Here is a 21,461-nt window from a genome sequence, read left to right as displayed (position 1 = left end):
ACGTCTTTAAGTAAAATTGGAATTAAATAGCTCGATAAAATTAATGATTTATCCGTTAAAAAGAACTTAAAATTTTAAATTTTATTATGCATTTCGTCGAATAATTGTTAATAACTTTCGAAACTACTTCAATGCTAGACACATAGTAAAAGTTGAGTAAACTCAAGAAAAATGAAAAATTTAAACCTTCTTTTTTATGGTCATTATACGTTCTTCAAATGAGCTTTCTGGTATTGGATTATTGATGTTGTTGAATAAACTCATAATGTCTTCAGAATGTGTTTCTCGTTTTTGGGTAAGAAGATTGTAATGTGTAAATCCACACCAAATGATTGACTTTAGCTGCGTTTTATCTTCGTTATACATTCGCATTTCTGCTTTTATGTTACTGTCATCAAAATATATTAATTGAGATTCTAGTATCACGGTTTCCATTAACAAAGCTGGTCTTAAGTATGCTATTTGATTACTGTTAGATACCCAACTCTTACCTTGAAGTTTTGCCATTTTGTATATGTCAACATTGTAATTTTTTATTAATTCGTCTTCACGATGATTCATAAAATAATCAATATACTTTCCGTTGTTTAGGTGGTTGAACGGGTCGCAATCCTGGAATCTTATTTTTGCTTTGCTTTCTACGACTTTAGGTAAATTCATTTTTGTTTTGATTTTATAATATACCAATTGGTATATTTTTAGTTAAAAAAAATATTATGCTTTAATTTCGTTAGTAATCATGTTATCGATTTGGTTCATGGCATCACGCATATAAAATTCATCATCCATTGTGTAAGTCATAAAAATTGCGCCTTGTATCATAGAGTCAATGCGTTTGGCATATTGCATGGCATTAATTTCTGTCGAAATTTCACCAGCTTCAATACCATTCTCTATAATTGTAGCCACTTGGTCTTGTATGCGTTCTATAACTTGCCTTACTTTTTCTAATAATTCAGAATTTTGGTTATTAGCATCAACACCAATGTTTAAAACCGGACAGCCTCCATAAGTTTTACTTAACGAATAGTAATTTTTATAGAAATCTGAAATTAAATACAGCTTTTGCAATGGCGAATCACTTTGCTCAATATGTGCTGCAATTAGAGCCATTATCTTTTTTATAGTAAACTTAAAAGCGGCAATCGCTAATTCTTCTTTGTTTGTAAAGTTGCCATAAATAGCACCTTTTGTAAGACCTGTAGCAGTGGTTAGATCGCTCATGCTAGTTGCAGCATAACCATTTTTATTGAAAATTGGCGCTACAGTTTCTAAAATATACTGTTTGGTAAGCTCTGATTTTGTTAGCATAATAACAAATGTAGTAAAAATATACCAATCGGTATATTTTTATTTACTTTTTAAAAAATCAGATAATTTTGAAGTGTAGCAAGTTCGTTTAATACTCTAATTAAATTTGAATAGAGTAATAGGTTTATAAAAGGTAAGCAACACATCCCAAAAATCGATAGCTTTTCGATTTTAGTTCAGTGTTGCTTATACCAACCAATCAATATAAAGACTGTTTTAAAACTATTTTGTTACGCTTTGTTTCAAAATTTGTTTATAATTCCTCGGCAACCAAATCTCCTTGATTTCTAAAGACAAGCTTGTCATCAAACTCATCAAGTAGAATAATACTGTCTGTAGTTACACGTCCAGCTAAAATCTCTTTACTGAGTTGATTTAAGACTTCTTTTTGAATCACACGTTTTACAGGTCTGGCACCATACTCTGGATTATAACCTTTATCAGCCAAATACGCTTTAGCTTCTGGTGTGGCATCAAAAGTAATGCCTTGCTTTGCAATCATTTTTGTAATGTGCTTTAACTGAAGCCCAACAATATCTACAATGTTTTCTTTAGATAAAGGTGTAAACATAATAGTGTCATCTATTCGGTTTAAAAACTCTGGTCTAACACTTTGTTTTAGTAAGCCAAGTACATCAATTTTAGCACCTTCAATAGCTGTTTTAATGTCTTTTGTGGCCTCAAAACGCTCTTGTATAATTTGACTTCCCATGTTAGACGTCATAATTATAATCGTGTTCTTAAAATCTGCAACACGACCTTTATTGTCCGTTAAGCGACCTTCGTCCAAAACTTGCAACAGGATATTAAAGGTATCTGGATGCGCTTTTTCAATTTCATCCAACAACACCACAGAATAAGGTTTGCGTCTTACAGCTTCGGTTAGCTGACCACCTTCGTCATAACCCACATATCCTGGAGGCGCACCAACCAATCTGCTCACAGCATGACGTTCTTGATACTCGCTCATATCTATACGTGTCAAAGCATTTTCATCATCAAACAGATATTCTGCGAGTGCTTTTGCCAATTCTGTTTTTCCAACACCAGTTGTACCTAAAAATAGGAATGTACCTATTGGCTTTTGTGGGTTTTGTAATCCAGCTCTAGAGCGTCTTACAGCATCACTTACCGCTTCAATAGCTTCTTCCTGGCCAACCACACGTTTGTGTAATTCGTCTTCAAGTTTTAACAACTTTTCGCGTTCGCTCTGAATCATTTTAGTTACAGGAATTCCTGTCCATTTCGCCACAACATCAGCAATGTCCTCGTAAGTCACTTCCTCTTTAATTAAGGCGGTTTCTTGTTGTTCTGCTAATTGTTTTTGAAATGCTTCAAGCTGCTCTGTAGCTTCTTTAATCTTACCGTAGCGTATTTCGGCTACTTTACCATAATCTCCTTCGCGCTCAGCACGTTCAGCTTCAAGCTTATAGTTTTCAATCTCTTGTTTTATATTCTGAACGTTTTCAACCGTTTCTTTTTCAGATTTCCATTTGGCATTAAGCTCGTTGCGTTCTTCCTTAAGATTTGCCAAATCTGCTTTTAAAGACTTAAGTTTAGTCTCATCTTTTTCTCTTTTAATTGCTTCATGCTCAATCTCTAATTGCATGATTTTACGGTCAAGTACATCTAACTCTTCAGGTTTAGAGTTGATTTCCATACGTAATTTTGAAGCCGCCTCATCCATAAGGTCAATCGCCTTATCCGGAAGAAAACGATTAGTAATATAGCGATTAGAAAGCTCTACAGCACCAATAATTGCTTCATCCTTTATACGCACCTTGTGATGCGTTTCGTATTTCTCCTTAATACCACGAAGAATTGAAATAGCGCTTTCTGTATCTGGTTCATCGACGCTTACTTTTTGAAAACGACGCTCTAGCGCTTTATCCTGTTCAAAATATTTTTGATATTCATCTAAGGTTGTTGCACCAATAGCTCTAAGCTCTCCACGAGCCAATGCAGGTTTTAAAATGTTTGCGGCATCCATAGCACCTTGGCCACCACCAGCACCAACAAGTGTGTGGATTTCGTCTATAAACAACACTATGTCACCATCGCTAGTGGTTACTTCTTTTATAACGGCTTTTAAACGCTCCTCAAATTCACCTTTAAATTTTGCACCAGCAATAAGTGCACCCATATCTAGGGCAAAAATTTGCTTGTCTTTAAGGTTTTCTGGAATATCACCATCTATAATTCGGTGTGCTAAACCTTCTGCAATTGCTGTTTTACCAGTACCAGGTTCACCAACTAAAATAGGGTTGTTTTTAGTTCTACGCGATAAGATTTGAAGGATTCTTCTAATTTCCTCATCACGACCAATCACTGGATCTAACTTACCATCTCTGGCCAACTGGTTTAAGTTTTTTGCATACTTATTCAAAGAATTATAGGTTTCTTCCTGACTTTGGGAAGTTACTCTATCTCCTTTGCGCAGTTCTTCTATAGCGGCATTTAAACCTTTTTCTGTAATGCCTTGATCTTTTAGTATCTGCGCAATCTTACTTTTTGATTTAAAAATGGCTAAGACCAAATGCTCAATAGACACAAAGTCGTCATTCATCTTTTTAGCAATGATAGACGCTTCGTTTAGTGTTTTTCCTGCTTCGCGAGAGAGCATAATGTCTCCGCCAGAAACTTTAGGAAAACTTTCTAGTTCTTTGTTTAAAATTTGTTGTAGCATGGCTACATTAACATTCAACTTCTTAAGAAGGAATGGTAATACGTTTTCATCAACCTCAAAGAGCGCTTTAAACAAATGCTCATTTTCAATTTGCTGATGACCAAAACCTTGAGCAAGCTGTTGTGCCTGCTGTATGGCTTCTTGTGATTTAATTGTATAATTATTAAAGTTCATATTTATGTTATTTTTTGTCATTGCGAGGACCTAGGACGTGGCAATCTTAAAGTTGCTTTGCTTGCGCTCTGAATGACAATATTGTTTTATAATTTTATTGTTATATTTCAATAACCTTACCAATACAAAACGGTGAGGAAAAAACGACAAAATGACTGTTTTTGCTAATAATAACGTGACGTTTCGTCAGTTTGTAAGATTTAAAAATGTTAACGACTCACTACATATAATCGTATAAAGTTATGGGAATTTTTAATAAAATGTTTGGTAGTTCGTCTGAACCATCATCTTCTGTAAAAGCTTCAAAGAACAAAGAGGAAGAAAAAGTATTACCGTGGATTGCTCTAAACACTATTGAACAACTCGATGCTATAGAAGAAGCTTCTAAAACCAAATCCCAACTTATTTTTAAGCATTCTACACGCTGTGGTATTAGCCGTATGGTAATGAATGCATTTGTGTCTGATTACGATTTAGATGCTAATGCTGATTTATACTATCTCGATTTATTAAATTATAGAGACGTCTCTAACGAAGTGGGGTATAAATTCCAAGTGATGCACGAATCTCCGCAACTTCTTATCCTAAAAAATGGAGTAGTGGTGGCACACGCCTCTCATGGTGGTATTAATGATTTGGATTTGAGTGCATACCTTTAAAATTACGTAGTTCTACGTATTGATTTTGTGGATTTTATGTTTTAGTTTAGTGGTTGGTATAATGTGGATATAGTTATTGATTATATTCTGTTGTTGGCGGTAATTAAACGAAATGAATAAAACTACAATAGACGAAATAATAGCTTGGATAGACAAACGACCTGAGTGGCTAGTTTCTTCTATTAATTTGTTGTTCAAAAACAATCGACCTTTCTCGCAAATTGAAATTAATGATTTAGGAGATAAATGTATCCAAGAAGCTAAATCAAAGAAAGGAAAAGCAAAAATTGATAAGAAAGCTTTTAGCACTTATTTCGGCACTAATACGAATAAAGGTACTGTTCAGTTAAAGAGTTTATCAAACATAAAAGGCATAAACAATTTAAACCCAAAAGAACCTCTCGAACTTTCATCTGATAATATTACAATCGTTTACGGGAGAAATGGTTCTGGTAAATCTGGGTATGTTAGAATTTTAAAAAAAGCTTGTGGTGCTCGAAAAAGTGAAGATTTATTATGTGATGTATTCAAAGGGAAAGAAAACCAAGAATGTGACTTTGAGATAATCAAAAATGGTAAAACAGAAAAGATAAAATGGAAACCTGAAAATCAAATTGAAAATGACTTAAAAACTATTGATATTTTCGATACATCTTCTGGAATTAGTTATGTAATGGAAAATAATGAAGTTACTTATGAACCACCTGTTCTAAAGTTTCTAACTTATTTATCTGATACTTCTGATAAAGTCAACAATATTGTAATTGAAAAAATCAATAAACTTTCCCCTACTCTTCCTAGTTTTCCTTCAAACCTTCAAAACACATCAATCTTCAAAAAATATAATTCATTATCAAATACTAAAGACTTCAATAATGATTTAAAAAAAACTGCTTGGAATAAAACGAAAGAGAAACAGCAAACAAGTCTTGAAGTGCAACTTGTTAATAGCAAGAATTCTGATTTATTTCTCTCTTTAAAAAATCAATCTGATAGTATAGAAAAGATTATTAATAAGAACCAATTATTAGTTAATCAATTAAGTCTAAAAGAGTTTAGAGAAATTAATAAAATCAACAAGGATATTGCTTCAAAACAAAAGCAGATAAAGAATAGTGAAAAGCTACTAAAAGGCAATAAAATTGATGGAATTACAACGAGCTTGTGGAAAGTACTTTGGGAAGCTGCAAGAGAATTTTCGAATAAAGAGGTCTATCCTACTAAATCATTTCCTAATACAGAAAACAATGCAAGGTGTGTATTATGTCAACAAGAAATATCTAAAGATGCAATAACACGATTCGATTCTCTCGAAACATTTATAAAAAATAAGTTCAACACAGAGTTAAATCTTTTGAAAGAAAACCTCGAAGAAAAAATTGAGAATCTACCAAGTTTTTGGGAAAAAGAATTACAAGAAGCCATATTATCCAAATCCTCTCTTTCTTCAGACTTAAAAACAAAAATTCAAAAATCATTTGAAAATTTAGAATTACGCAAAGAATCTTTCTTAAAAGCAAAAAAAGAAACAGAACTTGTAAAAGTAGCTGATTACAAAATTCAGAAACTACTTAAAAAGGAATTAACATCTATTAAAAAGAAACTTAAAGGACTTGAAACTGCCAAAACTTCTAAAGGCACAAAGCTGAATGAAGAGAAAATTTTGGAGCTAAAAGCCGAGAAATGGATTGTTGACAACAAAAAAGCAATAAGTAAAGCTCTTTCAGATAAAGAAAGTCTTGTTGACTTAAATAAGGCTAAATCTTTATGCAGTACAAATGCCTTATCAACAAAGAAATCCGAACTAGCAGAAAATTTAGTAACTAAGGAATTTATTCAAAATTTCGAAAATGAATTAAAAGCACTTGGTGCTGATAATTTGAACGTAACAATAGTAAAATCCAAAACAGCAAAAGGGAAAGTTTATTATGCGATTAAACTTAAGAACTCAATTCTAACAGAGAAAATTGAAAATGTATTAAGTGAGGGCGAATTTAGGATTGTATCATTAGCGGCATTTTTAGCTGACGTATCTAATAAAACTTATAATTCACCTTTCGTATTCGATGACCCTATTTCTTCATTGGACGTTGATTATGAAGAAAATACAGTAAAAAGAATAGTTGAATTAAGTAAAACAAGACAAGTAATTATTTTCACTCATAGATTATCCTTTTTAAGTCTACTTAATGATGAAGTTAAGAGTCAAAAGGTTAAAGCGAATAATGTTACTATTTTATCTGAAGATTGGGGCAATGGTCAACCATCAAGTCCATTTATTGATTCGCAAAGACCTTCTAAGGCTTTGAACACTTTAATAAATGAGCGTTTACCTAAAGCAGTAAAGGTTAAAAAAACAATCGGAACTGCTGAATACTTACCAATCGCGAAATCAATTTGTAGCGATTTCCGAATCATTTTAGAAAGAATCGTAGAAGTTGATTTATTAAATTCAGTTGTTCTAAGGTATAGAAGAAGTATTATGACCAAAGATAAACTTGAACCTCTAGTAAAAATCAATCTGACGGATATTAAATTAATTGAGGATATGATGACTAAATACTCAATATATGAACATTCGCAATCTGCTTCTATACCAACAAAGCCAATTGACCCAGATGATTTAAAAAATGATATGGAAAAAGTAAGTGATTGGTTAACGAAATTTAAGGCAAGAAAATAACTACCGCCAACAACGTATATAAAAAATAGCGGTTTTAATGCTTAAACGAAAGATAAATAATAAAATAACGGTCAGTTATAATCCGAAAAGTTAATGCGTAAAATCCGCTACTTTTCATATACAAGACCGTTAGCAAAAATATTCCAAAAAGCATATGTACAATGAACATTACGTTTTCCAAACAAGAAACTCTTTCGATAAACCGATTTGGAGATATATGGATTTTTGGAAATTCTTGAATCTTTTAGAAACAAAATCACTTTTCTTTTCAAATTCTGATAATCTTGGAGACAATAATGAAGGGAGAATACCTCATTTCATATTAGAACGAATGATTGAACAGGATAATGAAAGAGGTAATAGAAATAATCAAGACTTGAACGATTATCTTGAAAGTACTTTAAGAAAAAATCATTTAATCTCATCCTGGAGTTATGCTGAAAGAGAATCTTTTGCTATGTGGAAAATGTATGCTAAAGACAAAACTGGAATTGCTATAGAAACTGACTTGAAATTACTTCAAGAATCGTTTAATAAAACGGACAGAATTGTATATATCGGAGAAGTTAATTACATAAATGAAGATAATTATCATTTTTCGACTTCTAATATGTTTTATCCATTCGTTACTAAATTAGATTTCTACCGATTTGAAAATGAAATTAGATGTGTAACTATAACCAAAGATGACGAAGAACCCGAAAGTAAATTAGTTGAAATAGATTTAAGCACATTAATCAAAAAAGTACATATTTCGCCGAATTCAAAACCTGAATTTCGAAAGTTAATAGAACTACTAAAAAAAGAATATCAACTTGAATTTGAAATATGTTATTCGAAAGTTAGTGATAGTTGGTTGTAAAAATACTTTTGCTAACAACGTATATAATCCATTGCTAGTGAGAGCCTACTTACGAAAATCCTCGCGGATTTTCTATTCGGTTTTTATTTGCTAAATTATGTGCTAAACCACGCAACGTATCATATACAAAACCGTTGGCAAACACCTAAAAAAAACGAACTTGAAATACTCTGATTACATTAACGAAATAACATCAAATGAAATTTATGATGGACTTATTGGATGTGGAATGTTCGCTGAAAAAATCCCAAATTTCTTGACAAGTTCTGATTTTCTTGATTATACCAAAACTCTTTCTTTACCGATAACTAATGTAAAAGACAAAGATTATGTTCGATACTCAAGTATGCGGAATATTAATATTCCAAGACCTATGGCTATTCCCGAACCATTTGCATATACGAACCTTTGCAATTCAATATCGCAAGATTGGAATCGGATTCAAAAATTCTTTGAATTTGAAACTAGAAATCAAGAATATAAAGTAAGCAGAATTCATTTAAGAAAAATGGACAATACGTGTGCACTTTTTGAAATGAATTATAAAAATTACGAAAAGGATGATTCGCCAGAGGAAGAACTTTTAATTAAAAGTAAATATTTAGTAAATGCTGATATTTCGAATTTTTTTCCTAGCATATACAGCCATTCAATTCCTTGGGCTTTGAAAGGAAAGCAATTTTGCAAATTAAGAGCTAATAGAGGTTCTCATTTATGGTTTAATCAATTAGATTTTTACACCAGAAATGTAAAGTACGGAGAAACTAATGGCGTTTTGATTGGTCCGCACGTCTCTAATCTGATTTCGGAAATTATTTTAGCCAAAGTAGACAAATCATTAATTCAGAAAGGATACAGCTTCTTACGATTCATAGATGATTATACTTGTTATGTTGAGTCATACGAACAAGCAGAAAACTTTCTAATTGACCTATCCGAAGAACTTAAAAAGTATGAACTTAAACTAAACGACAAAAAGTCAGAAATAGTTCCATTACCTCAAGCAAGTGTTAAAAATTGGGTAAATAAGTTAAACAACTACATTTTCACAAACACTTATCAACATCAAGGAAAGGAATCATTGAGACTAAAAGAGCTAAAAGCTTTTCTTGATTTTACAATTCAATTGTTTCTCGATGAGAAAAAAGATAGTGCAATACTTAACTATGCAATAAAAATCATTTCAAAAAAACATATAGGAGTAAATGCAAGAAAGTATTTTATAAATCAAATTCATCATTTGGTTTTATTGTTTCCTTATTTAATTCACTTACTTGACGAATACGTTTTTGAACCACAAAACTTAACGAGTAACGAAATCAAGAATATTTCCCAAAACATCTATGAATACGGCTTGAAAAAGCGATTCTATGAAGCAAACTCTTACGCTTTATTTTGGTCATTGAAATATAATTTTCAATTAGATGGAATACTAACGGATTTAAAAAAGAATTCAGAAAAATCAGAAGATACTGTTTATCTACTTCTTGCATATTTGTATGAAAAAAGACTTGGCAATTCTCTAACAGATTATAGAAAAATAGCTCGAAAACTAAAACCAGATTTTGACAGATTTTGGCTGTTTATTTATGAGGTTCTTGCTTGGACTGAATTATCAAGCGAATTCAGAGCAATGAAGCAAAATTCAGGAATATCATTTGTAAAACAAGCTTATAGATAAAAAAGGCGAATGGCTAACAATGTGTATAAGTAATAGCGGCTTAAGTGATAAAACGAAAGTATAAAAATAAAATAAAGGTCAGTGCAAGATCGAAAGGTTTGTGAGTAGAAATCCGCTACTACTCATACACGAGACCGTTAGTAGCAAGTTAAACTGACATTGCGTTCATCAACACTTAATAATAGAATTCGAATGTTAACACTCGATGAGCTTATAGAATTAAGAGACAAACTCATAAATAATGAGATTGGGATAGAACTTGCAAAAGAGCAATGCTGGAAAGATTTCAAAGAAGGACAAAGGTCTTGGCATACAAAAGATTGGAAAGAAAGAAGGATAAAATTCATTAAAGAAAAATGCCAAATTTGTAGTAGTACAGAAACTTTAACGATACAGCATCTTTCTCATCCAAAGAAATACAACGAGTATTTAAGAGAGATAACAAGAACCTATACAAATCATTATATAGATAACAATTCAGAAATTGACAAATCCGTATTTAGAAATCACGTACTAAATAATTATGAATATGTAGCGATTCCATTATGTCCGAATTGTATGAATAAGAATCCAAATGAAAGGGTAAGAAAAATTCCAAAATATCGATGTTCTGATTGTAAGCACGAATTTGAAGAAGCGAATTATAGGTCAGCAATTGAACTGATTTCTATTTTTTTCGAAGATAAGGATGCTTATGAAGTGCGAGATAAATGCTTTGTTTCTAAAGATAAATGGAGAAATCAACATAACATTTCAAACATTAAGTATTGGTTTCAAAGAGATATAGCAAAAAATAATGACGCTGAATCTATAGAAAAAAATGCGTTTATACTTTATCTAAACGACAACATCAAATACCTTTCCTTTGAGAACACAATAACAGCTTGTAGAAAATGTGCTTCGAATTATGACTTATACAGAATGGAATTATGCCCAAAATGTAAGGAGTACTACAAGGGAATTCAATATCCAACTTGTATTCAATGTTTACCAAAAGAAAAACGAAAAGCAGTAGAAGAACAAATTGAATTCGGTAAGCAATGGAGAGATAAGGAAAAAAAACTTGGAATTGATTGACAAAATAAAAATAATAAAACCAGCTGCTAACACCGTGTATAATTCATTGCTAGCACTCGCCTACTTACGAAAATCCTCGCAAATTTTCTATTCGGTTTGTGTTTCCTAAATTAGGTGCTTAAACCACGCAACTAATATTATACAAACACGTTACCTGCAAGCAAAGTGAACTTTAAAAATAATGAAATCATTCGACAATAAATTTGAAGGCAAATATCTCGGGAATCTAGGACAATTCATTGGACAATTCTCAAAAATAAAAATTGACGAAATCGATTGTTGGTGGAATCAAAGTAGAAATATTACTTTAATCATAAATGATGGAGAAAAAACAATAAATTGTAGTCAGAAATTATCTGATATAATTAGAGAATTTAATTTAGATGATAATACTGATGAGTTGAAAAAATATTCAGTATATGAATTTGTAGATGGAGGGAAATATGTCACTCATTTAATAGAAAATAAAGCTATATAAAACAATCCTGTTTTTGATTTAAAAAAGGAAAGTTTTGAATATAAAATTAAGGAATTGACAAAAAACAATGAACTCTATATTACTGAGCAAAATAGAAAAGGTAGAGCTTTATATTTAACAATTTCCGAATCAAGAGTACACGAAGTAATTAATGAAATAATAAAACAAGTTTCCCAATCTGAAAAAAAAATTGAATTTAGCAAAGAGGAACTTTTATCTGCATTCAAATCTTTACCAAGAAATCATAATACAAGTTCGGAATTAAGAAGTAATTATTATTTAGGTAAACAAGCTTCTATTTTTAACAATTTGTCGGAAGCAAGATTTTCAATTTTTGGAAATGGAAAAAGATTAGCTTTAGTGAAAGTAATATGCGATATGAGATATTTAGAATCTTTGAATATCCCTAATTTAGAGATTAATAAAAAAAATAATACTAAGGCTAATGAAATTAAGAAGAAGAAAGATTTCATTATTGCTAAAAAGAAAAAGAAAGATAAAATCATCTATTTAAGTTTTTCTGATGATAAACTAAATACACTTATTGATGAACTAATCGAAGATATCGAAAAATTTGGAGAGAAAAGTCAGTTTAGTAAAGAAGAATTATTAAACGCAATCAAGTCTTTGCCAAGTGAAGAAAACACAAGCGTTTACATTAAACGAGGATATTACATAGGTAAACAAGCATTTTTATTCCGAAATATTGCTGAAATACGTTTTTCTATTTTTGGTGTTAAACGTTTAGCTCTTGTGGGAATAGTTGCAAATATTCGTACAAGAATTATTCGCAAAAATAAAACTAAATAATTATAGACTGCTGGGAACAGCCGGTTTGCGAGTTTAGGTGGGAAAGTTAAATTATCGTTTTTATTACTTTATTCGTTTCGATAGTCAATATTACAATGACTGAAGAACAAAAATTAGAATAGGAAAAAAAAAGCCAGCAGGTAATACCGTATAAAATTAATTGCTAGTTCTATCTTACTTACTAAAGTCCTCATGGACTTTCTATTCAGTTTGTATTTGCTAAAATAGGAGTTTAAATACGAAATTAACTATTTAAAAATCCGTAAAGCACAAAAAAAGCCTCAAGTAATTTATACTAAAGGCTTTTTTTATTAGTGTCTTTTATACCGTTAGATCAACTAATATTTAACAATAAGCTTTTTGTTTATAAAACCTTTGTCGGTTTTTACTTTTAGAATGTAACTGCCTTCAGAAACCTTTTCAACTGGGATTTTAAACGTATTGGTTGTTGGTAGGTCATTGCTATTCCAAGTAACAACGGTTTGCCCAAGGATATTAATTAAGGTCATTTGCTCTATTTGTATAGACTGCGGAAGGCTAACATAAATCTCATTGGTGTTTTGTAGATAATGTACTATGACTTGGTCAAGCGTTTCTTTTACTGTTGAAAGTGCGCTGTCTTCCTGAAACACTAAATAGAATCTATTGCTATAGTTTCCGGCTTCGAGATTTATTTGGAAATTATAGTCGTTTATTCTTGTATAGCTGCCGTTTAGAGCATCAAAAATCATTACGTCTATAGTGTCTTCAAAGTTTTCTAGCGTACGTAATGCTATTTCTATTGGTCCTGCAGTTGCTAAATCAATGTCTAAAGGATAGGTTTTTGTGTCGTCAAAAGTGTTTACACCTTGTATTACAAATTTTTCACCTTCAATATTAAAGGACATATCATTTGGAAACGCATCTTGGTTTAAGGCATCATAACCATAGTCAATACCTTCTGTAGCATTATCATCGTTGGTAAAACCAATAGCTAAATGGCGCACGGCATTTTCAGGACTAATAAAATCGAGCCTAATTAACTGAACGGTTTCATTACCTTCCTCTGAAATGGTTTCGTCTGTTGAAGCCGCATTAGGTCTTAAAAATACCGAGTTAGAGCCTTGTTCTTTTACAAATGCCCTTTGGCTATTTCTAAATACTATGTTTCCACCAGTAGCATTACCTGTTACAAAGAACCCTTGCGCTACAGGAACATACCTGCCAGGAATTTTGTTAGCATTTCCGGTGCCGTTAACTTGAGGAGGGGAAACGGCTGGCAAACCTGTTAGTATGTTTCTCACCGCATAACCACCTTCGTAAGCGCTTAGATTGTGCGAGTTGTTAGATGCAGCATGTTCCCAGAAATATAAACTACCATCCGAAAGTACAGTGTTGTTATCATTAATAAAAGCATTAGCATCTATGGCAGAAGGGTAGGGATTACCCACAAGGGCTTGGTAACCACCAGTTACAGGTGATGTAATTGTGCCATTATTGGGTTGTCCAATAAAGGTGTAATTTTGGTCTGCTGTTCCGCTACCACTACCTTTCATTGAATAGCCTAAACCTACTGGAATGTTTTGGTTTTCGTCAATTTCATTCCAATCTGCAAAGGAATTTTCAGGATAATTTTCATAAAGAAACAACCATCTTCTACTAATAGTTATAGGATTTGTTAGCGCATTAGCGTTGTAAGAGCTTGTCCAGTTTACAGGCTGAGGATTTGAGGCTGTTGTGCCATCATATAATACTCCAGCTACAGTAAATGATGCTCCATCTGTACTTACAGGTGCGCTCCAATAATTGTAGTTGAATAGGTTAGAGGTACCTTGTTGGTCGCGTTCTAGGTTACCACCTCCGGAATAATCGACAATACTTCCCATAGGTTGTAGCAGTTGCGATTGATCTACTAGGTCTAGTGTGCCATCAATTTTTAAATACGTATCTACCGTTAATAATTGGTCATTGGTAATAGACAGTTTGTTGGAATCAACCAGTAAGCCAGCGACGCGTGTTGGCCTATTTGAAGATACATTGTGTTGCGAAATGACGATATTCCATGTTTGGGCTGTACCGTTAATACTATTTACTGTTGAGTTAGGTAATTGTTGTAAACTGCCATTTAACCATGTGGTTGCTGTGTCCCAAGCACCATTAGTGTTTGTAATGTATGGTATAGGTGCGGTTTCGATTTGTTCGGCTGTCATTTTACTGAGTTTACCAATAACAGGCGAAACGGTAGAAATATCATAAAGATTTCCATCGGCAACAGTGGTTTGAGAACCAGTAAGCATTTGGTAATAACCGATTAAGCTATTCCATTGTAAACCTCCTGTAATGTCAATAGGAACAACTACACCTCTTACATTTGCACCATTAGCTTCAATTTCTTGATTCATCATAGCACGTATTTGATCGATGGATAATTCGGTATTCCAAAAACGAACTTCATCAATAACACCATCAAAATAATTAATTGCTAAATCATTGGTAGTGTCCATTGCGCCAATTAAAGCTTTGTTAGTGTTTGAATTTGGTGAAGAACCACTACTATTGGTTTGCATTGCAAAGCCATCAATGTAAAGTTTATAGGTGTTAGTTCCGTTAAAGGTTACAGCGACATGATACCACTTTGTGTTGTTCATGGTTTGCGTTGAGAACATACTTTGGTTGTTCCAACGGAAATAAAGTCTGTTGTTGACCAGGCTTAAATCGTAACCAGAATTAAGGTTATTACTATTTCTTTTAGAGATAATCGTTTGAGTGCCAGTTATAATATCAGGTTTTACCCAAGCTTCAATACTAAAAGCACCACTGTCTAAACCGTAATTATCACCAAAAGAGATACTGTCATCAAACCCATCAAAAATTAATCGGTCTCTACAATCTGGTATTTCAAGAGTCATTGTATCAACATCATTTGCACAAGCACCTGAGTTAGTGGCTTCCCACTGTAAAATATAAATTTCACCACTTTCACCAGTGAAATCCGTATTGTACATTGTTGCATCAGCAAAGTAATAACTGTTGGCAGGTTGCCCAGAAATGACACTCCATTGTCCAGCAACATTATTTGCAGCAAGTGACGTTGTTGTTTTAGAGCAATTAGAACGTGTGATATCGATTCCAGCATTGGCAGTGATATATGTAGAAATATCCATGCTTAGTGTTTCAACCGTTGGGTCACAAGGACCACTAGGATCGTTTGAAGTAAACGTAAATGTTACAGGTCCCGTAGTTGCAATAGTATAAGTAGCAGTAGCTATATTTCCAACCGTCGTTGTAGTTATTGGTGTGCCACCAATACTCCATGTACCATCTATTGCACTACCGCCTAGAGTGGCTTCTAAATTTATTGTTCCATCTGCCTCACATACAGTTAATGAAGCTGGTTGTGTTATACTTACCGTTGGTGCTTCATTGACTACGATTGTTCCTGATGCCGTTTTTGGAGTTCCACAGGCACTGCTTGTAGAAATGGTATAAGTATAGGTGCCAAATTGTGTTGGTGTACCAGAAATACGGTAGATTTCTCCATTAAAATTTGTTTGAATGCCAGTCGGTAACGTATTGTTTGGATATGGTCCTGTACCAACAGGTGTACCATCTAACCACCATTGAATATCAGCACCATTACTTGCACCACCAACAGCGTAGGTGATATCTTCAAATGCTGTATCCTGACAGATTATTTGCTCGTCGTCAGTATAATCAGGTGATGTTAATATAATGAATGGATCTAGTGTACTGAATGAAATATCGTCGAGACCAAAATCAACACCAACGCTAGAACTGTTTAAATTTCTTATTTCAATATTTACGTTTTGTGGTCCAGGTAGATTAGGTGATGTCCAAGTACCATAAATACGTGTCCAGTTATCTGAGCCAGGATTATTATCGTTAGGATGTGTGGGTAAACTTACAGGAGTGCCTACATTGGTTCCATCAATATTAAAAGTTAATTGAGCCGTTTGGCTATTGTCATTTAAGCTCATTCCCCAAACCGAAAAATAATATTCGGTATTTGGTTCAATGGTTACTTGTTGTCTCCATACTACAAGTGTATTGCCATGACCATTGACTACCATAAAATTACTTGCAGCATCTCCAGTATGGTCATTGCCCCAAAAAGAAGGATTTACATCATTACCATTGGTTGAAATAGAATAACCATTTGTGCCTGAATCGTTAACTAGTTCAGTGTTACCAGCAATATCAGGATGGTAGGTATAATCTGAAGTAAAACCAATATTGCCTTGCGAAAAGTTGCCATTAACAACAAGCTCAGTAGCAATATTAATAGTTGCAGACGACGTACAGCCACTTGGTGATGTGGCAATAACTTGATATGTTCCTGCAGTATCAACGTAAGCTGTGTCTGATGTGTTATCATGACCACCATGTGTGTAATCAGGATCACCAATATTTGGATAGGTGATAACCCATTGAAAGGTCGTTCCAGGTATTGAAGATATAGCAGTAATCTCTACTTCATTATTATGTGGAACATTTGGACAATAATTGGTGGAAAATGATATTTCTGGTGTGGGATTTACGTTAACCGTTACTGTATCGGTTGCAGGACAGCCTTCAAGACTGGTTACGGTTACTTCGTATTCAGTAGTAACATTAGGTGTAACTGTGATTTGAGGACTGTTTGTAAAAGCAGGTAAACTCCCTGTATCACCAGATACTACAGACCAATTATATGTATAACCTGGACCAGCTACTGAAGCTTTTACTTGAAAGTTATCCAATAGAACATGTGGATTCGTTTCATTGCTATAAATACCAATACCAGAAAGGTATGTAGAACCATCATCGATACTTAATCTTATTTGTAAATTATTAGGATTAGTAACACCAGGTAATGGTTGCGTAAACCTTTTGTATGATGTTGTTCCTGCTCGTAAGCTTCGTGTACCAGCCGAAGACCAAGTCGCACCATTATCTGTACTAAATTCTACAACTATTGTTTTGTCCAATCCAGCTGCGTCTTGACGTTTAGCATCAAAATAAACTTCAAAATTTTGATAATTAGACAGTGATCCACCACCTAAGGTAAAAGTCCAATCTCCATCGTCTGGCATACCACCTGGATCATTATTAGGGTCAACATAGCCATCTTGCCAATCATCAATTTGTCTTAATGCTTGTCCTAATAGGTTAGGAGCAAAGGCAGGAGGATTGTTTGCTGTTCTACCACTTTGAGAACGATCAAAAGGGATATTTGAACTGGTTAAGGAGCTTGTAATGCCAATGGCTTCTTGTCCATTTAAACTGCTATAATCACTACCAGAATTAAAATTATAGTTTACAAGAACGATATCTGTTGAACCTACTCCTGCTCCAGCAATTGTAGCTGTTAAAATGCTGTCGTCACCAGCACAAAGGGTATCTGGTGAAGCTGTTATATTAGTAATTTCTGGTATTTCCAGTACTTCAATAAAAGGAGATGTTCTACTACATCCAGTTGTTGCATTAGTAAAAGTGAAATTAACATAACCATCACTGATACCAGTAATAACACCAGAGTTGGTAATAGTTGCAATTCCAGTATCACTACTTGACCACGTACCACCTGTGGTAGGTGATAATGTGTGTGTTTCATTTACGCATAGTTCATTGTCTGTAGGAAGATTAGAAATTACAGGTAAAGCATTTATAGTCACATTATTTGTTGTGCTACTACAACCGGTTGTACTATCTGTATAGGTAAATGTAACACTTCCAGTTGCTACGGAAGTTACTAATCCTGTATTGTCAACCGTTGCGATTGACGTGTTATTACTTATCCAAGTTCCTCCGCTGTTTGGTAATAAATTTCCAGTATCTCCAATACAAATTTGAGTAGGAGAGGTTACGTTTGGTAAGGATTGAACAGTTACCGTAATAGTATTACTTTGTTTTGGGTTGATGCAAGCAGATAAACTCGATTGCATTCTTACATATATATCATGTGTGCCAACACTTAAAGGAGTTATTGGTGTAAACGTAGGACTGTTTGTTCCGTATGAAATATTATCTATAAACCATTCATATATAGGAGATGCTCCGCCATCTGTAGGAGTTGCTGTAAAGGTTAGATTGTCGCCATCACAGATTAGATTATCACTGTCATCAGATACAATACTAACGGTAGCACTTGCTGCAGGATCTGTAACCGTAACATTTGCCGTACAAGTTGTTAAATTATTTGAAGTATCTCTCACAAATAATGTAACGGTATTAACTCCAAGATCTGAACAATTGAATGTAGTTTCATCTAATGTTATTGAAGATATTCCACAATTGTCATAGGATCCATTATCAATATCCGCAGCAACAATTGAAGCATTACCAAAGGCATCAAGCTGAACGGTTATGTCTTGGCAAATAGCAGTTGGACTAACGTTATCCTCAACGGTAACCACAGCTACGCAGGTTGAAGTTTGACCATTGCCATCATCAACAGTAAGTGTCACGTTGTTGGCGCCAATATCAGCACAAGTAAAATTGGTTTGTGATGCAGAAAGTGTAACAGAACCACAATTATCGGAAGAGCCATTATCAATATCCGCAGCAACAATAGAGGTATTACCAAAGGCATCAAGCTGAATGGTTATGCTTTGGCAACTAACAGTTGGTGCAATATTATCTTCAACAATCACCACAGCCACGCAAGATGAAGTTTGCCCATTGCCATCATCAACAGTAAGTGTCACATTATTAGTGCCAATATCAGCACAAGTAAAATTGGTTTGTGATGCAGAAAGTGATACAGAGCCACAATTATCAGTAGAACCACCATCAATATCCGCAGCAAAAATAGAAACGTTACCCGAAGCATCAAGTTGAACGGTTATATCTTGGCAAATAGCAGTTGGAGCAACATTATCCTCAACAGTAACGACAGCCACGCAAGATGAAGTTTGCCCATTGCCATCATCAACAGTCAGTGTCACGTTGTTGGCACCAATATCTGCACAAGTAAAACTGGTTTGCGATGCAGAAAGTGATACAAAACCACAATTATCAGTAGAGCCATTATCAATATCAGCAGCAACAATAGAAGCATTACCAGAAGCATCAAGCTGAACGGTTATGTCTTGGCAAATAGCAGTTGGCACAACATTATCTTCAACAGTAACGACAGCCACGCAAGATGAAGTTTGACCATTGCCATCATCAACAGTCAGTGTCACGTTTTTAGCACCAATATCAGCACAAGTAAAACTGGTTTGCGATGCAGAAAGTGATACAGAACTACAATTATCGGTAGAGCCACCATCAATATCAGCAGCAACAATAGAAGCGTTGCCAAGGGCATCAAGCTGAACGGTTATATCTTGGCAAACAGCAGTTGGATTAACATTATCTTCAACGGTAACCACAGCCACACAAGATGAAGTTTGACCATTACCATCATCAACAGTAAGTGTCACGTTGTTAGCACCAATATCCGCACAAGTAAAACTGGTTTGCGATGCAGAAAGCGTAACAGAACCACAATTATCAGTAGAGCCATTATCAATATCCGCAGCAAAAATAGAAACGTTACCCGAAGCATCAAGTTGAACGGTTATATCTTGACAACTAGCAGTTGGAGCAACATTATCTTCAACAGTAACGATAGCCACACAAGATGAAGTTTGACCATTACCATCATCAACAGTAAGTGTCACGTTGTTAGCACCAATATCAGCACATGTAAAACTGGTTTGTGATGCAGAAAGTGATACAGAACCACAATTATCAGTAGAACCATTATCAATATCCGCAGCAGCAATAGAAGCATTACCAGTAGCATCAAGCTGAACGGTTATATTTTGGCAACTAGCAGTTGGAGCAACATTATCTTCAACAGTAACGATAGCCACACAAGATGAGGTTTGTCCGTTGCCATCATCAACAGTAAGTGTTACGTTGTTGGCACCAATATCAGCACAAGTAAAACTGGTTGGTGATGCAGAAAGCGTAACAGAACTACAATTATCGGTAGAGCCACCATCAATATCAGCAGCAACAATAGAAGCGTTGCCAAGGGCATCAAGCTGAACGGTTATATCTTGGCAAATAGCAGTTGGTGCAACGTTGTCTTCAACCGTAACTAATGCAGTACAAGTATCGGTTTGACCTAGTGAGTCTTCTACTGTTAAGGTTACTGTTATAGGTGTTCCAATATCGGTACAGTCAAAAGTATTAATATCTATACTTAGTGATGGTGTATCAAAATCATCAGTTGATCCATTATTTATATCGGCAGGAACAATTGTAGCATTACCAGAAGCATCAAGCTGAACAGTTATGTTTTGACAGTTAGCAATTGGTGGATTGTCAACTCTAAATGATGCTCGGTAATCAGTTCCACCTGCATTAGCATAATGCGTAAAGTCTAATATGTTATCACTATCATCGTCAACGTCAGCATGAGTATATACTTCTAAATAATATTCTCCAGAGGGTAATCCATTTAAAACATCAATTCCAGCTGCTGTAGATTCCCAACGCTGTTGAAGTGCTGGTGTACATACTCCGTGATTGGCATTGCCATTATTAAACCCAAACAATATTGAAGAAGATGTATAGGCTGGTGCAGTTGCACTTTGTTCATAAATTCTATAATTAAGCCAGCCATTAAGAATGTTGTCATTACCACATTGATAGACATTCTGTTCAGCTCCATTTAAAACTAAACTATTACTTTGGGTAAATGTCCCTAAATTAGCTCCATTAAAATCGGGATTTCCAGTTTCAGCTTGTAAGTCATAATACTCATTTGGAAGAGGATCCAAATCAGAATTGATAATTAAGTAACTCTCATATATACCAGATTGCCCATTTGCTATCCTAAAAAGTAGGAGAACAAAAATTATAAAAATAGACTTAAAGCCTTTGTTTTTCATTAAAAATAGATATTACTATTAATCACTAAAGGAATTATAGCTCGTAAACCATTGCAAGCAAGAATTTTGCCGCAAAAAAATTAGTAGATAGGGTCGACAAATTTACATTTGTGCTTAGAATTAGATGAATAAAATCGTCAAAGCGCATATATAATCTACTATTATCTCGTTGG

Annotated in this window: 11 protein-coding genes; 7 read left to right on the top strand and 4 right to left on the bottom strand. The window is 34.0% G+C overall.

Annotated features, from left to right (window positions below):
• Positions 1-180: 180 nt before the first annotated feature.
• From ACFFGA_RS08030 to clpB, 3 genes are all read right to left on the bottom strand, one after another.
• Positions 181-660 (bottom strand): acyl-CoA thioesterase, encoded by a 480-nt coding sequence (locus ACFFGA_RS08030; protein ID WP_386062223.1) that lies wholly within the window; start codon positions 658-660, stop codon positions 181-183.
• A 54-nt stretch (positions 661-714) separates the two neighbouring features.
• On the bottom strand, positions 715-1,311 hold the full coding sequence (locus ACFFGA_RS08025) for a TetR/AcrR family transcriptional regulator (RefSeq protein WP_386062221.1): 597 nt from the start codon (positions 1,309-1,311) through the stop codon (positions 715-717).
• Between the two features lie 253 nt (positions 1,312-1,564).
• On the bottom strand, positions 1,565-4,171 hold the full coding sequence (gene clpB, locus ACFFGA_RS08020; protein ID WP_386062218.1) for an ATP-dependent chaperone ClpB: 2,607 nt from the start codon (positions 4,169-4,171) through the stop codon (positions 1,565-1,567).
• 242 nt (positions 4,172-4,413) lie between these two features.
• Here clpB and ytxJ point away from each other — a divergent pair, with 242 nt between their 5' ends.
• The 7 genes from ytxJ (at position 4,414) to ACFFGA_RS07985 (ending at position 12,421) form a co-directional block, all read left to right on the top strand.
• Positions 4,414-4,830, top strand: coding sequence for a bacillithiol system redox-active protein YtxJ (gene ytxJ / locus ACFFGA_RS08015; protein WP_386062216.1), 417 nt, complete (start codon positions 4,414-4,416; stop codon positions 4,828-4,830).
• Positions 4,831-4,942: 112 nt separating this feature from the next.
• Positions 4,943-7,513, top strand: coding sequence for an AAA family ATPase (locus ACFFGA_RS08010; protein ID WP_386062213.1), 2,571 nt, complete (start codon positions 4,943-4,945; stop codon positions 7,511-7,513).
• 217 nt (positions 7,514-7,730) lie between these two features.
• Complete coding sequence (locus tag ACFFGA_RS08005; RefSeq protein WP_386062210.1) at positions 7,731-8,375, top strand: DUF2971 domain-containing protein; 645 nt, start codon at positions 7,731-7,733, stop codon at positions 8,373-8,375.
• Positions 8,376-8,535: 160 nt separating this feature from the next.
• Positions 8,536-10,056 (top strand): RNA-directed DNA polymerase, encoded by a 1,521-nt coding sequence (locus ACFFGA_RS08000; protein ID WP_386062207.1) that lies wholly within the window; start codon positions 8,536-8,538, stop codon positions 10,054-10,056.
• A 192-nt stretch (positions 10,057-10,248) separates the two neighbouring features.
• Positions 10,249-11,133: a hypothetical protein gene (locus ACFFGA_RS07995; RefSeq protein WP_386062204.1), complete on the top strand. Its 885-nt coding sequence runs from the start codon at positions 10,249-10,251 to the stop codon at positions 11,131-11,133.
• A gap of 181 nt (positions 11,134-11,314) precedes the next feature.
• The gene (locus ACFFGA_RS07990; RefSeq protein ID WP_386062201.1) at positions 11,315-11,611 is read left to right on the top strand and encodes a hypothetical protein; all 297 of its coding nucleotides are present in this window, start codon (positions 11,315-11,317) and stop codon (positions 11,609-11,611) included.
• A 54-nt stretch (positions 11,612-11,665) separates the two neighbouring features.
• Positions 11,666-12,421: a hypothetical protein gene (locus ACFFGA_RS07985; RefSeq protein ID WP_386062198.1), complete on the top strand. Its 756-nt coding sequence runs from the start codon at positions 11,666-11,668 to the stop codon at positions 12,419-12,421.
• 338 nt (positions 12,422-12,759) lie between these two features.
• Here the strand turns inward: ACFFGA_RS07985 and ACFFGA_RS07980 are convergent, their stop codons facing one another.
• Positions 12,760-21,288, bottom strand: coding sequence for a DUF8693 domain-containing protein (locus tag ACFFGA_RS07980; protein ID WP_386062196.1), 8,529 nt, complete (start codon positions 21,286-21,288; stop codon positions 12,760-12,762).
• Positions 21,289-21,461: the final 173 nt, after the last annotated feature.

Origin of the sequence: Winogradskyella pulchriflava, assembly GCF_042434315.1 — a bacterium.
In the GTDB taxonomy this organism is placed as follows: Bacteria; Bacteroidota; Bacteroidia; order Flavobacteriales; family Flavobacteriaceae; genus Winogradskyella; species Winogradskyella pulchriflava.
This window is presented reverse-complemented; position numbering and strand designations above follow the sequence as displayed.